The following is a 13,872-nucleotide window of genomic DNA, read 5'->3' as shown; positions in this document are numbered from 1 at the left end:
CAATCGCAAGCCTGCTCTTGTGCATGTCGTCACGCAAAGCGGAATCCGCTCTGCCTGAAAACGAGAGGCCTGTCCTGATCCGGCGCAACGGGTTCCCGAATTCCCTAACTTTAAGGCCCGCTGACCGCGTTCCTTAACCCGTTATTTACCGTGACGGGAAAAAGTCAGCAGCTGAAGCAGACGACCAGCGCAGAATTCGATTGTCTCTTAACGGGAATGCGCGGGGAGGCTGCGGGCGCAGGGTGTAGCGCCGGAGTCGGGACCGGACGGAATCATGAATTCGCGCGTATCGTGGAGTGTTGACGGCATCGATCCCTCCGTCCGCGAAAGGGCCGAGGCGGCGGCGCGCCGCGCCGGCATGTCGCTGAACGACTGGCTCAACTCCACCGTCGGCGAACCCAGCCCGCCGGATTGGCGGATGACGCCCGAGCAACGGCAGCCGATGCCGAGCCGGGAAAGCCGCGAGGTCGCCGACATCCATCAGCGGCTCGACGCGATCACCCGCCAGATCGAACAGATTGCAAAACCAATGTCGCGCGCCGAAGCCGTGCGCGCCGAAGTGCCGCGCGGCCAGCCCGCCGTCGCACGGCAGCTCAACGACGCGATTTCGCGCCTCGACGCGCGGCTGTCGCAAATTTCGCGACCGCAGCCGGCCCGCGAGGCTCAGCCCCAGCCGATGCGTGAGGCGCAGATACAGCGCGAGCCGCAGATGCAGGACCGGCAACTGGAGGCGAGGCTGCGCCAGGCCGAGGCGGTCGAGCGCGCCGCAGCCGAGGTCTACCGCCCCTCGCCGCCGCTGAGCCCGGCGTCGTTCGATTCCGCGATCGCGGAAATCGCCGCACGCCAGAACGAGCTCGACGCATCAGCAGCACGGCAGATGCCGCCGCGCACCGCGCCGCCGATGCCGCAATCGGCGCCGCCGATGGCCGCCTACGCGCCGCCGCCGGCTGCGCCGGCCGGGCCCGACTTCTCCTCGCTCGAGCGGCACCTGATCAAGATCACGAGCCAGATCGAGGCGCTGCAGCGGCCCGACCATGTCGAGCAATCGATCGCGGCCTTCCGTGGCGAGCTTGCGGAAATCCGCCAGGCCATCACCGAGGCGATGCCGCGCCGCGCGATCGAATCGATCGAGAACGAAATCCGCTCGTTGCATCACCGGATCGACGAGATCCGCCACGAAGGCAGCAACGGCCAGGGCCAGGCGATCACCGGCATCGAACGCGCATTGTCGGAAATCCGCGAGGCGCTGCGCACGCTCACGCCCGCCGAGCAGCTCACCGGCTACGACGAGGCGATCCGCAATCTCGGCGCCAAGCTCGACATGATCCTGCGCGCCAACGACGATCCGTCGACGGTGCATCAGCTCGAGAGCGCGATCGCAGCACTGCGTGCCATCGTCTCCAATGTCGCCTCCAACGATGCGCTGCTGCGGCTCTCCGAAGACGTGCATGCGCTGTCGACGAAGGTCGACCAGCTGTCGCAGATGTCGCGCGCCGAGACGCATGGCGATGCTTTCGCCGTGATCGAGCAGCGCATTGCCGCGCTGGCCTCATCGCTGGAAGGCCGTGAGCGGCCGGCCGGCTACGACAATACCGACGCCATCGAAAGCGCGGTGCGCACCCTGTCGGAGCGGATCGATCGCCTGCAGGTCGGCAACGACAGCACGTCGGCATTCACCCATCTCGAGCAGCGCGTCTCGTATCTGCTCGAGCGCCTGGAGTCCGCCGACCAGCGTTCCGGCAATCTCGGCCGGGTCGAGGAAGGGCTGCATGACATCATGCGGCACCTCGAGGCGCAGCACGCCCATATCGCCTCGCTCGCCGACGCCACCCGCAACAACACCAGCACCTCGTCGCCGCAGCCGATGATGGACAGCGGCATCGTCGACCTGGTGAAACGCGAGCTGTCCGACATCCGCTTCAGCCAGTCGGAGACCGATCGCCGCACCCAGGATTCGCTGGAGACCGTTCACAACACGCTCGGCCATGTCGTCGATCGGCTGGCGATGATCGAGAACGATCTGCGCACGGTCCGCACCGCGCCGCTGCCGGCTCCGCCCGCCCCCGCGCCGGCCGAATCGCGGATGGAAGCGCCGCGGATGGAGATGCCGCGCGCGGCGATGCCGCAGCCGATCGCGCAGCCCAAACCCGAATCGTACAGGCCCGAACTGCCCAATCCTGCGCTGGCGCAGGAGCACTTCATATCCGCGCCGCGCGAATTCCATGCCGCGCAGCCGGTCGAGGCCGCTCCGCCGCCGCTGCCGCCGCGCGCGATCAGCGAGATCCTCGAACCGCATGCGGCGTCCGCACGCGCTGCGATCGCCCCGGAACTGCCGCCGGATCATCCGCTCGAACCGGGCACGCGCCCCTCGGGCCGCGTGTCGTCGCCGTCGGAGCGGATCGCAGATTCCGAACGTGCGATCAGCGACCTTCCTGCGGGCAAGAAAGAGCCGGTCTCGACATCGAGCTTCATCGCCGCCGCGCGCCGCGCCGCCCAGGCCGCCGCCGCACAACCCGTCAACGAGAAGGCGACGCGCGCAGCGAGCAAGGCCGCCAAGGCCAAGGAGAAGGCCGACAAGGCCGCGAAGGCCGCTGCCGCCAAGGCTGGCACGCCCGCGGCCGGCGCGACCGAAGCGCAGCCTTCGACCATCACCTCCAAGATCCGCTCGCTGCTGGTCGGCGCCAGCGTGGTCGTGATCCTGCTTAGCACCGCCAAGATGGCGATGAACCTGCTCGACACCAGCTCCGCACCGCAGATGCCGGCGATCGAGCACAGCGAACCGGCGGCCCCGCCCGTGCAGCCGCCTGCCGAGAATTCGGCAGCCCCCGCTCCGGCCGGGCCTTCCGGCGTGCCCGGGCCGTCAGTGCCCGGGCCGTCGATGACCTCGCCGACCCCGCTCGGCCGCCAGTCCAACAACACCGCGACGCCGAACACGCTCGACAGCGCGCAGATAACGATCCCGCCGGCGGCCGCACCCGCTGCCGCGCCGGAGCAGGCCGCAGCGACACCGGCCGCCGCCAATGACGTCACCGGCGCAATTCCAACCGCGCCGCCGCTGGGCGGCAAGCTTGCCACGATCCAGATTCCGGCGGGTGAGAAGCTGCCCGACGCGATCGGCGGTCTGACGCTGCGCACGGCCGCGATCAGGGGCGATGCGGCCGCGGCCTACGAGGTCGGCATCCGCTTTGCCGAAGGCAAGGGCGTCACCGCCAATCCCGACGAAGCCGCCAAATGGTATGGCCGCGCGGCGCAGGCCGGCGTGGTGCCGGCGATGTTCCGGCTCGGCACCTTCTACGAGAAGGGCCTCAGCGTGAAGCGCGACTTCGATATGGCGCGGCGTTACTATGTGCAGGCCGCCGAGCGCGGCAACGCCAAGGCGATGCATAACCTCGCCGTGCTCGACGCCGATGGCGGCGGCAAGGGCGCCGACTACAAGAGCGCAGCGCAATGGTTCCGCAAGGCGGCCGATCGCGGCGTTGCCGACAGCCAGGTCAACCTCGGCATCCTCTATGCCCGCGGCATCGGTGTCGAACAGAACCTCGCCGAGTCCTTCAAGTGGTTCAGCCTGGCGGCCGCGCAGGGCGACGCCGACGCCGGCCACAAGCGCGACGACATCGCCAAGCGGCTCGACCCGCAGTCGCTGGCCGCCGCGAAGCTCGCGATCCAGACCTTCACCGCCGAGCCGCAGCCGAGCGATGCGGTCAACGTCCCGACCCCGGCCGGCGGCTGGGACGGCGCGCCCGCGCGGCCCGCGGCGGCGAAGCCCACCAAGCAACCGTCGAAGCGGACCGCGGCGCTGGCCGCACACTAAGTTCGATTATTAGAAACTGAAGATGGCTCTTTTCGTCATGGCCGGGCTTGTCCCGGCCATCCACGTCTTTCTTGCGTGATTGAAGCAAAGACGTGGATGCCCGGCACAAGGCCGGGCATGACGGAGCCCGATGAAAGTACTGGTTTCATTGATGGCCTTCGAGCCAGACTCTAAGAGCGCCGCTGTCCTATACCTCCGCCCTTCCGCCGTGTAGACAGGCGCAGTCGCGCGCCAATGGTGCGCTCCGGAGGGTCAGGCTTGTCTGTCGACGATCGCCAGGATGATGGAACGGGCCACCGTTCGTCGCCGACCGGTCCGCGCGTCACGCCACCGCGCCAGGCTCCATCTCCATTTGCCAATCGCCGCAAAGCCCCTCCGCCGCCGCAGGGGAATGTGGCATCGCCGCCCCGCACCTTCCGGTTCTCGTTCTGGTCCGTCATCATCTTTGTGCTGTTGTTGTCGAGCGTCGCCATTCAGGCCTACCGCGACCTGTCGAGGCCGGGTGCCTGGGATTTCTGGCGCGAGACCTATATCGCGGCGAGCATGACGTCGGCGGTGATTCCCGATGTCGACATCGACGGATCGGGCCATGGTCGGCGTGCGCTTGCGATCAGCGGCAAGATCGGCTCGGCGAGCGCGAGCTGGTTCCGCGACCGGCTCAGCGAGGCGCGTCTCGCGCCCGGCGACGCCGTACTGCTGTCGTCGCAGGGCGGCGCGCTGAACCAGGCCGCCATCATGGGTGAGGTCATCCGCACACATGGGCTCGTCACGGCCGTCGCCACCGCCGACACCTCGGGCAAGCTCCGCCCCGCTGCTTGCGCCAGCGCCTGCGTCCTGGTGTATGCCGGCGGGCAGACCCGCTACGGCATCGCGGGCTCGCGGCTCGGCGTGCATCGCTTCACCACGAGCGCACCGGTCAGCGATCCTCTCGCCGAGGCCCAGCGCATCCAGGGCATGGTGCTCGGCTACATGACCAAGATGGGCGTCTCGTCGGGGATCGTCGAGGCGATGTCGCAGACCTCGGACATCCGCTGGTTGAGCCCGAAGGAAGCGCTCGCGCTGAACCTGATCACCAAGCCGGTCGACCGGCCCTGAGGCGACACCGGCGTCATTAATCTGAATTGTCAACCACGTCCGCAGCACAGCGGCCACGTGCGGCGAAAAATGCCACTGAGAGCGGATTCTTTAGTCCCTCCGCTCGCCGATTTCGGTTATGCAAGAGCGCGGCAATCGACCCGCGTTCGCCTGCTTCTTGCGCGCCGACCGGATTCGTTCAGCCGGAGAATGCCCGACCCGAACGACATCACGCCGTGATGTGGCCTTGCGCCCCAGCATGCGGCGAACCGACAAGAAGCGACGCGCGTGCAGCTCTACCTCCCGATCGCCGACATTCCGGTCAATGTCTTCCTCATCCTGGCGATGGGCGCGGCGGTTGGATTCGTCTCCGGCATGTTCGGCATCGGCGGCGGCTTCCTGATGACGCCGCTGCTGATCTTTGTCGGCATCGCGCCCGCGGTCGCGGTTGCTTCGGTCGCCAGTCACATCGCGGCCTCCTCGTTCTCCGGCGCGATCTCCTATTGGCGCAGACGCGCGATCGACCCGCTGCTGGCGGCGGTCTTGCTGGTGGGAGGCACGCTCGGCACCGCGCTCGGAGTGTGGACCTTCACCTACCTGCGCTCGCTCGGCCAGCTCGACCTGATGATCGCGCTGTCCTACGTCATCCTGCTGACGACGGTCGGCGGACTGATGTTCTGGGAAGGCCTTCGCGCGATGCTGCGTGTCCGCGGCGGCGGCCCCGTCGCGCTGCGCAAGCCCGGCAGCCATGGCTGGATCCACGGCCTGCCGCTGAAGCTGCGCTTCAAGCGCTCCAAGATCTACCTCTCCGTCATCCCGGTCGTGGTGGTCGGCCTCGTGATCGGCTTCATCGGCGCGGTGATGGGCATCGGCGGCGGCTTCATCCTGGTGCCGCTGATGATCTACGTGCTGCGGGTGCCGACCTCGACCGTAATCGGCACCTCGATGGTGCTCACCCTCGTCACGATGGTGTTCGCCACCATGCTGCACGCGGTGACCAACCACCTGGTCGACGCCGTGCTGGCCCTGATCCTGATGATCGGCGGCGTCACCGGCGCGCAGTTCGGTGCCCGCGCCGGCCAGAAGATCCGCGGCGAGCATCTGCGCCTGCTGCTCGGCCTGCTCGTGCTCGCGGTCGGCATCCGCTTTGCGGTCGAGCTCGTGATCCGGCCGCAGGACCTCTACAGCATCCGCGAAACCGGCGGAGCCCCGCCATGAGGCTGCGCGCGCCGCTTGCAATCATGGGCCTCGTCGCCGCCAGCCTGACGGTCGCGCCTGCGCATGCCGAACGGCTGATCGTGTCGGTCTCCAACCACCGCGTCACGGTGACGCCGAACTATTCCGGCGGCGAGCTCGTGCTGTTCGGCTCGGTGGAGAAGGACGACAAGACGCAGCCGAACCGCGGCAATTACGATCTCCTCGTCACGGTGTCCGGCCCGCGCGCCGACATGGTCACGCGGCGCAAGGAGCGCAAATTCGGGATATGGATCAACACCGACTCGCGGCAGTTCCTGCAGGTACCGGGCTATCTCGCGCTGTTCTCGAATCGTCCGTTCGACCAGATCGCCTCACCAGAGGTGCAGCGGCGGCAGCAACTCGGGCTCAACAACGTGCTGCTGATGCAGCGGGTCGGGCCCGACTATGCCGACGTGGTGCCGAACGACCCCTTCCGCAGCGCCTTCGTCCGGCTGCGTTCCGAGCACGGGCTCTACCGTGAGGCGACCTCGGCGGTGACATTCCTGACCCCGACCCTGTTCCGCACCGGCATTCCGCTGCCGGCGGAGGTGCCGATTGGCACCTACAATGTCGAGATCAAGCTGTTTTCAGAAGGCGCGCTGGTGACCAAGACCGAGACCGCGTTCGAGATCGTCAAGGTCGGCTTCGAGCAATTCGTCGCCACCACCGCGCGGCAGAATGGCCTTGTCTACGGCCTCGTCACCGCGTTCATGGCGCTGATGACCGGTTGGATGGCCTCGATCGTGTTCCGGAAGGATTGATTTAGCCGTCTGCGCTTTCGAATGCGTCGCTCAGGATCGAGAGGCCGAGATCGATCTCGTCGTCGCTGATCGTCAGCGGCGGAGCAATGCGGAATACGCTGCCCATGCCGGGCAACTGCACGATGTTGGTGCTCAAGCCGAGCTCCATGCAGCGCTGCGACACCCGCGTTCCGAGCGCTTCGTCAGGCTCCTTGCTGGTGCGGTCGCGCACGATCTCGATGCCCTGCATCAGTCCCCTGCCGCGGACATCGCCGATGCATTCGAACCGGTTCTGAAGTGCGAGAATCCCATCCCTCAACCGCGCGCCCGCGATCCTGGCGCGCTCGACCAGTCTGTCACGCAGGATGATCTCGATGACCTTCAGCCCGACCGCGGCCGGCATCGGGTCCGACACATGCGTCGTGTAGAACAGGAAACCCCGTTCGTGACAGCGCTCCTCGATCTCGGCGGAGGTGACGACCGCAGCCAAAGGCAGGCCGGCACCGAGCGTCTTCGACAAGGTCAGAATGTCAGGCACGACGCCGTCGCGCTCGAAAGCGAACATGGCGCCGGTTCTGCCAAGGCCGGTCTGTGCCTCGTCGACGATCAGCAGCATGCCGCGCACACGACACAGCTCCTTCAGCGCGGCGAGGTAGCCCTCCGGCAGATCGATCAGCCCGCCGGAGCTGAGGATCGGCTCGGCGATCATGCACGCCAGCGAGCCGGTCGATTGGCGGTCGATGAGATCGAAGGCGTAGGCCAACTCGGCGCGCCAATCGGCCGCATGACCGAAGCGAGGCCGATAGAGGTTCGGCGTCGGGATCGCGAGCGAGCCGACCGGCGCAGGACCATAGCCCTTGCGGCCAGCCGAATAGGTCGTCCCGGCCGCGCCGGATGTCATGCCGTGCCAGGACTGCGCGAACGCAACGGTCTCGAAGCCGCCGGTGGCGAGCTTGGCCATCTTGATTGCAGCCTCGTTTGACTCGCCGCCCGTGCTCAGCAGCATGACGCGATCAAGCCCCGGCGGCAGAACGTCCGCGAGCTTTTCGGCGAGCGAGACGACCGGGCGTGTCAGCATGCCACTGAAGAGATGGTCGAGCCGTTCGGCATGCTCGCTGATGGTCTGGACGATCTCCGGGTGACCGTGACCGAGCACGGCGCTCATCTGTCCGGACGTGAAGTCCAATATGGCCCGGCCATCGGCGTCATAGACGAAGGATCCGGAGGCGCGCTCGATGATGACGGGAGCGAACGTCCCACCATACCGAATGAGGTAACGCCGGGCGCGATCCCAAAAGGACTTGTCGTCATTTCCGACCATTGCCCGCTCCCTGCTCAGTCGCCGCGATCAAGAATTCCCGCAGCGCATCCTATGCGCGCGCGGCAGCAATGACATTGCGATTTGAGATGCATTTCGCCCCTTCTTATGCAATCAATTGCGCAGAAACTGAAGAATACGAAATAAGCGGGAACCGCGATCGTGATTGACGAGATGGACCGGAAAATCCTCGACCTGCTGCAGGTCGAGGGGCGCATCACGAATCTCGAGCTGGCCGAACGGATCGGCCTCTCGTCCGCCCCCTGCATGAGACGCGTCCGCACCCTCGAAGAGGCCGGCGTCATCAATTCCTATGTGGCGCTGGTGGACCCTGCGCGAGTAGGACTCGGGTTCGACGTGATCGTCGAGGTCCGCCTCAAGCAGCAGAACAGGGAATCCTTCGAGCGCTTCGAGAAGAAGGTGATCGGCCTTCCGGAAGTCGTCGAATGCTGCATGATTGCCGGCGATTGGGATTACTCCCTGCGCGTCGTTTCGTCCGACCTCGCAAGCTATCAATCGTTCATCCTCGACCGCCTGATGCATCCGGACACCGATATCGCGAGCTACCGCACGACCATCATCCTGCGAAAGATCAAATCGACGACAAAGATCGATAGCTCGTTGTTCTGAGCGACGACGACGGCGCGATAACCTCCGCTGACTAAATCAGCAACCCCACGCCCATCGCGATCACGCTGAGCGCCATGGCGCCGGTCGAGAGCCAGCCGAGCCAGTACAGCCAGCCGTCGATGACAAAACGGTCCATTACATCCTTGCGGTGGGCCAGGAACATCAGCAGCACCATCACGGGCACGGCAAGCACGCCGTTGACGACCGCGCTCCAGTACAGTGCCGCGATCGGATCGATCGGAGTGAAGTTGAGCGCGATGCCGATGCCGCCCGACAGCGCCAAAACCGAATAGAATGCGATCGCCTCCATCGGCTTGCGTGCCAGCCCAACTGGCCATCGCCATCCTTCGCCGACCGCGTAGGCGGTCGCGCCCGCCAACACCGGGATCGCCAAAAGACCGGTCCCGACAATGCCGAGTGCGAAGATCACTTCCGCGAATGGCCCTGCAATCGGCCGCAACGCCTCGGCGGCCTGTGCCGAGGTCTGGATATCGGTCTTGCCGGCCGCATGCAGCGTGGCGGCGGCCGTGATGATGATCGACAGCGCGATCAAATTGGAGAACGCCATGCCGATGACGGTGTCGGCGCGGATACGTGAAAACTCCCTCCGAGCGCCGTAATGCTTCTCGATCAAGGGATGCTTGGTAACGTCCACCCGCTGCTCCTCCGCCTCCTGCGAGGCTTGCCAGAAGAACAGATAGGGCGAGATAGTCGTGCCGAAGATCGCCACGATGGTGGTAAAATAATCGGCGCTCCAGGTCAGGCGCGGAACCAGCACGCCAGCCAGCGCCTCGGTCCATGAGACCTTGGCGAACGCCAGCGCGGCCACGTAGGCGAACAGCGAGAGCGTCAGCCATTTCAGGGCGGCGACATAGTGCCGGTAGTTCATGAATATCTGGGCGGCGACCGAGGCCACGCCGAACAGCACGACGTAGAGGATGGCCGGACCGCCGATCAGGAGCTTGGTCGCGTCCGCCATGGCCGACAGGTCGGCGGCAATGTTCACCGTGTTGGCGATGAACAACAGCGTCACCACGATGACCAGCAGCCACCCCGGATAATGCCGGCTGACATTGCCTGAAATGCCGTGCCCGGTGACGCGGCCGACCCGCGCCGAAATCTCCTGGATCGCCGCCATCAACGGGAAGGTCAGCAGCATGGTCCAGCCGATACCGTAGCCGAGTTGCGCGCCGGCCTGGCTGTAAGTGCCGATGCCGGACGGATCGTCGTCCGATGCGCCGGTGATCAACCCAGGACCCAGCGACTTCAGAAGCCCCGCAAGGCCGAACCGCTTTTGGCCGTCGGCCTTGCTCGCCGGCCTGTTGCCCGGCTTGCCGTGATGCTTTCGCGGTATCTGCCGATGCTGCGTCATGCCGGTTCCATCGCGACAACGAACCGGGCCCGGTGCGGTTCCAACGCTGAAACTCACATGGCCCGAACGATACGCAATGAGCCGGATCAAGCTTCCGATGACGGTTCGATGACCGTGGCAACGCCGGGCTCGAGGATGCGCAGGCGGCGGCCGAAGCCGAGCGTATCGAAGCTCGCGCGCAGGTCGCTGGCGCTCTGCCGGAAATGCGCCCAGCCGTCGGTATGGACAGGCACGATTACCGCATCCGCGAAGGCCCGCGCGGTCTCGATCGTGTCATTGGTGTCCATGGTGAGATGGAACGGGCCGCGGGTCTGCGCCGCACCGGCGAATGGCAGCACCACGCCGCACTCAAAGCGCCGCGCGACCTCGGCAACGCCGTCGAACCAGGTGGTGTCGCCGCTGATATAGACCGGACGGACGGGCTTCGCGGGCTCGACCACGAAGCCGATCACGTCGCCGGACAACGGCTCGATTCCCGCCGGCCCGTGCCGCGCCGGCGTCGCGGTGATGGTCAGCGAACGGCCGGCTTTCTTCAGTGCGGTCGAGGCCCATGGCACAAAGCCCTCGGCGTTGCCGCCGAGTCGCTTGGCGCCGGCCTCCGTCGTCAGCACGCGCTTCGCCTGTTTGAGGAAATCCCGGCCGGAATTGTCGAGATTGTCGGAATGCTGGTCGTGGCTCAACAGGACTGCATCGATCTCGCCGACATCGTGCGCGCCGAGCGCGGGGCCTGTCAGCTTCTCCAGTCTCGCATGCGGCAGTTGATAGTCGCCGGGTGCATCGAAGGTCGGATCGGTGAGCAGGCGGAACCCGTCGATCTCGATCACGGCGGTTGGGCCTCCGATCAGGGTGATGGTGATGCTCACGTCACACTCCTCTTGGGCACAGCGGCCGCGGGGCGGGTCACCAGGTAAATGCCGAGCGCGACCGGAACGATCCCGAGCAGGTCGCGAAATTCGACATGCTCACCGAGCACGAGGTAGGCGAACAGTATGCCGAGCGGCGGCATCAGGAAGTGATAGGTGCTGGCGGCGGTCGCGCCACACACTTTCAGGAGATGAAACCAGAGCAGATAGGCGAGGATCGAGCCGCCGAGCACGAGGAAGGCAAAGGCGCCGGCAAGCCGCATACTCGGCACGATGTCACTGAGACTGGAGAGCGTGAGGGCGAACGGCATCACCACAAGGCCGCCGGCGATGTTCTGGATGCCGTTGCCGATCCACAGGCTGCCCTTCGGCGCCAGCAGCTTGAACAGGACGGTGCCGGCGACGATCGAGGCGAGCGAGGCCAGCGTGAAGAGGATGCCGTGCGGGCTATCGGTACCGACCTTCATGCGATGCCAGACAATGAAGGCGACGCCGACGATGCCGAGCAGGAGACCAACCACCTTGCGCAAGGTCATCGTCTCGCCAAGGAACAACGCCGCAAGCATGGCCGTGAATACCGGATTGGCCGAAACGATCAGCGCGCCGAGCCCGGCGGAGACCGTCTTCAGACCGGTATAGCCAAGCCCGAGATAGAGCGCGTTGTTGGCGACGCCGAGCACGGCGAAAACAGCCGCGTCACGCCAGGTGAGGTCCCATTGATCCCTGCGCAGCCAGGAGATGCCGAGGATCAGGACGCCGGCGAACGAAAATCGCGCGGCGAGCAGGATCAGCGGCGGGCAATCGGTGACGCCGATCTTGCCGGCCACGAAGGCGTAGCTCCAGAGCAGGCAGAACAGGGCGATCAGCAGCGGCAGGGTGTTGAAGCGGGCGCGGGGGACTGACATCGAGGTTGCAGCGGACATTGTGGTTTTTCCTGGCGGTTTCACCTTCGCCCATGGTCTAGGCCCGCGCCTTGATATTTGAAAATTAAATGATAGACTGACTTGCAGTGGATATGTGAATGGAGGCTGCGATGCTCGACCTGGAGCTGTTGCGCAGTTTCGTCTCGGTGGTGGACGCCGGTGGCTTCACCCGTGCCGGAGAGCGCGTCCACCGCACGCAATCGACGGTGAGCCAGCAGATCAAGCGTCTGGAGGAGGACGTCGGCCAGCCGCTGCTGATCCGCAGCGGCAAGGACGTTACCCCGACCGAAGCCGGCGAGCGGCTGCTGACCTATGCGCGGCGGCTATTGTCACTCGCCGAAGAGGCCCGTGACGTGCTCTCGCGCCCCGGCAGCGAAGGCGCGATCCGGATCGGCATCACCGAGGATTTCGCCGCCTACCGGCTGACCAAACTGCTCGCGACCTTCGCGCGCAGTCATCCGAATTTGCGGCTCGACGTGCGCTCCGGCCAGAGCCTGTTCCTGTACCGCGATCTGGAGCGCGGCGATCTCGATCTCGCGCTGATCAAGCGCGCCGCCGATGAGAAGGGCGGCATCGCGGTGTGGCCGGAACGCGTGCACTGGGTCACCAGCAAGAGCCATCCGCGCGACACGACGACCGGCTCGGTGCCGCTGATCGGTTTCGCTTCGGGCTGCCTCTACCGCGCCCGCGCCATCCATGCACTGGAGAGTGCCGGCCGCAACTGGCACATGGCCTACACCTCCTCCAGCCTCGCCGGCATCCAGGCCGCGGTCGCCGCGGGTCTCGGGCTCAGCATCCTGTCGGAGATGTCGATCCAGGCCGAGCACCGCGTGCTGACGGCGAAAGACGGTTTTGCGCCGATCGACCGGACCGAGGTCGCCCTGGTTGCCGCTCCCGACGCCAGCCCCGCGACGCTGCGGCTGGCGGATCGGCTCGCGGAGTATTGCGAGAGCGTGCAGGCGAAGGCGGCGTGAGGCCCGCGGCCCTCGCCCCTACTCCGCTGTCCTCCCTGCGAAAGCAGGGCCCATAACCACAGGGCTCTGTTGTGCGAAGGCTGTGGCTCCAGCGTCGTAAAACGACTCGCATTTGTGGTCATTGGTCCCGGGTCGCGCAGCGCTTGCCCGGGACGACGCCGCGTGTGTGGCACGGCATATGAATGATGGCAGGTTGGAGCCGGCCGATCGTCAATAACACTGCGACGCCACGAACGCGTGGACGCGGTTGTCGCCGAGCACGTGGGCCATGAAGCCGGTCGATCCGAAAATCCGCGCGAATGCCGTGTCGCGGATGCTCAGGCCGCCGGTGTAGGCGCCGAAGGCCGGCATCACCGCGCGTTCGCCGTCACTGGCAAAACAGCGGCGCTCGATCGAGCGGCCGCGGGTCGGCACCCGCGCCTTGGGGTGAAGGTGCCCGGCGATCTCGCCGGCAGCTCCGGTTGGCTCATGGCGGAACACGATCGGGCCGATCGCAACCTCGGTCGCGACCACGCCGCCGAGACTGGACGGCAGCGCCGGATCATGGTTGCCCGCGATCCAGATCCAGTTGCGCCGCACCTGCAAGGCCGCGAGCGCCTCGCGGTCCACGCCCGACAGGCGCGCATGTGCATCGCGATCGTGAAAGCTGTCGCCGAGCGCGATCACCTGCCGCGGATCGTGGCGCGAGATGACAGCGGCGAGCCGGCTCAACGTCGCCACCGTGTCGTAAGGCGGCAACAGCACGCCGCGGCTGGCAAAGCTCGAACCTTTTTCCAGATGCAGGTCGGACACCACGAGCAGGCTTTGCTGTTCCCAGAACAGCGCGCCGGAGAAATCCGCCACGAAGCCGACATCCGCCACCGTGACCCTCGAAACGCGCATGTCGTCACCGTCTCGCAAAACCTGCGCGCTTGCCGTCACGTCAGTCCCC

11 protein-coding genes are annotated in these 13,872 nt (G+C 66.2%); 6 read left to right on the top strand and 5 right to left on the bottom strand.

Features of this window, described 5'->3' with window-relative positions; all coding sequences use genetic code 11:
* The first annotated feature begins 274 nt into the window (after positions 1-274).
* From ABIB78_RS11380 to ABIB78_RS11365, 4 genes are all read left to right on the top strand, one after another.
* Positions 275-3,811 carry a hypothetical protein gene (locus tag ABIB78_RS11380; protein ID WP_429024331.1) on the top strand — a complete coding sequence of 1,179 codons (3,537 nt, stop codon included), beginning with the start codon at positions 275-277 and terminating at the stop codon, positions 3,809-3,811.
* Positions 3,812-4,069: 258 nt separating this feature from the next.
* Positions 4,070-4,906: a hypothetical protein gene (locus ABIB78_RS11375; RefSeq protein WP_429024330.1), complete on the top strand. Its 837-nt coding sequence runs from the start codon at positions 4,070-4,072 to the stop codon at positions 4,904-4,906.
* 267 nt (positions 4,907-5,173) lie between these two features.
* Positions 5,174-6,103 (top strand): sulfite exporter TauE/SafE family protein, encoded by a 930-nt coding sequence (locus ABIB78_RS11370; RefSeq protein ID WP_429024329.1) that lies wholly within the window; start codon positions 5,174-5,176, stop codon positions 6,101-6,103.
* On the top strand, positions 6,100-6,882 hold the full coding sequence (locus ABIB78_RS11365; protein ID WP_429024328.1) for a TIGR02186 family protein: 783 nt from the start codon (positions 6,100-6,102) through the stop codon (positions 6,880-6,882). The genes ABIB78_RS11370 and ABIB78_RS11365 overlap by 4 nt, the downstream gene beginning before the upstream one ends.
* A gap of 1 nt (position 6,883) precedes the next feature.
* Here the strand turns inward: ABIB78_RS11365 and ABIB78_RS11360 are convergent, their stop codons facing one another.
* Entirely contained in the window at positions 6,884-8,182 is a 1,299-nt protein-coding gene (locus ABIB78_RS11360; RefSeq protein WP_429024327.1) for an aspartate aminotransferase family protein, read from the bottom strand.
* Positions 8,183-8,341: 159 nt separating this feature from the next.
* Between ABIB78_RS11360 and ABIB78_RS11355 the strand changes: the two genes are divergently transcribed.
* Positions 8,342-8,809 (top strand): Lrp/AsnC family transcriptional regulator, encoded by a 468-nt coding sequence (locus tag ABIB78_RS11355; protein ID WP_429024326.1) that lies wholly within the window; start codon positions 8,342-8,344, stop codon positions 8,807-8,809.
* Between the two features lie 31 nt (positions 8,810-8,840).
* Here ABIB78_RS11355 and ABIB78_RS11350 read toward each other — a convergent pair whose 3' ends face one another.
* The 3 genes from ABIB78_RS11350 to ABIB78_RS11340 form a co-directional block, all read right to left on the bottom strand.
* Positions 8,841-10,181, bottom strand: a complete 1,341-nt coding sequence (locus ABIB78_RS11350) for an NRAMP family divalent metal transporter (protein ID WP_429024325.1) — start codon at positions 10,179-10,181, stop codon at positions 8,841-8,843.
* An 86-nt stretch (positions 10,182-10,267) separates the two neighbouring features.
* On the bottom strand, positions 10,268-11,044 hold the full coding sequence (locus ABIB78_RS11345) for an MBL fold metallo-hydrolase (RefSeq protein WP_429024324.1): 777 nt from the start codon (positions 11,042-11,044) through the stop codon (positions 10,268-10,270).
* The gene (locus ABIB78_RS11340; RefSeq protein ID WP_429024323.1) at positions 11,041-11,967 is read right to left on the bottom strand and encodes a DMT family transporter; all 927 of its coding nucleotides are present in this window, start codon (positions 11,965-11,967) and stop codon (positions 11,041-11,043) included. The genes ABIB78_RS11345 and ABIB78_RS11340 overlap by 4 nt, the downstream gene beginning before the upstream one ends.
* Before the next feature lie 110 nt (positions 11,968-12,077).
* Between ABIB78_RS11340 and ABIB78_RS11335 the strand changes: the two genes are divergently transcribed.
* Positions 12,078-12,941, top strand: coding sequence for a LysR family transcriptional regulator (locus ABIB78_RS11335; RefSeq protein ID WP_429024513.1), 864 nt, complete (start codon positions 12,078-12,080; stop codon positions 12,939-12,941).
* A gap of 210 nt (positions 12,942-13,151) precedes the next feature.
* Here the strand turns inward: ABIB78_RS11335 and pdeM are convergent, their stop codons facing one another.
* Positions 13,152-13,823, bottom strand: coding sequence for a ligase-associated DNA damage response endonuclease PdeM (gene pdeM / locus ABIB78_RS11330; RefSeq protein WP_429024322.1), 672 nt, complete (start codon positions 13,821-13,823; stop codon positions 13,152-13,154).
* Positions 13,824-13,872: the final 49 nt, after the last annotated feature.

The sequence above is a fragment of the Bradyrhizobium sp. I1.14.4 genome (genome assembly GCF_050435825.1).
Classification (GTDB): Bacteria; Pseudomonadota; Alphaproteobacteria; order Rhizobiales; family Xanthobacteraceae; genus Bradyrhizobium.
This window is presented reverse-complemented; position numbering and strand designations above follow the sequence as displayed.

Coding starts and splice junctions, on each gene's coding strand:
- ABIB78_RS11380 (WP_429024331.1), top strand. CDS start 275: ATGAATTCGCGCGTATCGTGGAGTGTTGACGGCATCGATCCCTCCGTC.
- ABIB78_RS11365 (WP_429024328.1), top strand. CDS start 6,100: ATGAGGCTGCGCGCGCCGCTTGCAATCATGGGCCTCGTCGCCGCCAGC.
- ABIB78_RS11360 (WP_429024327.1), bottom strand. CDS start 8,182: ATGGTCGGAAATGACGACAAGTCCTTTTGGGATCGCGCCCGGCGTTAC.
- ABIB78_RS11350 (WP_429024325.1), bottom strand. CDS start 10,181: ATGACGCAGCATCGGCAGATACCGCGAAAGCATCACGGCAAGCCGGGC.
- ABIB78_RS11340 (WP_429024323.1), bottom strand. CDS start 11,967: ATGTCCGCTGCAACCTCGATGTCAGTCCCCCGCGCCCGCTTCAACACC.
- ABIB78_RS11335 (WP_429024513.1), top strand. CDS start 12,078: ATGCTCGACCTGGAGCTGTTGCGCAGTTTCGTCTCGGTGGTGGACGCC.
- pdeM (WP_429024322.1), bottom strand. CDS start 13,823: ATGCGCGTTTCGAGGGTCACGGTGGCGGATGTCGGCTTCGTGGCGGAT.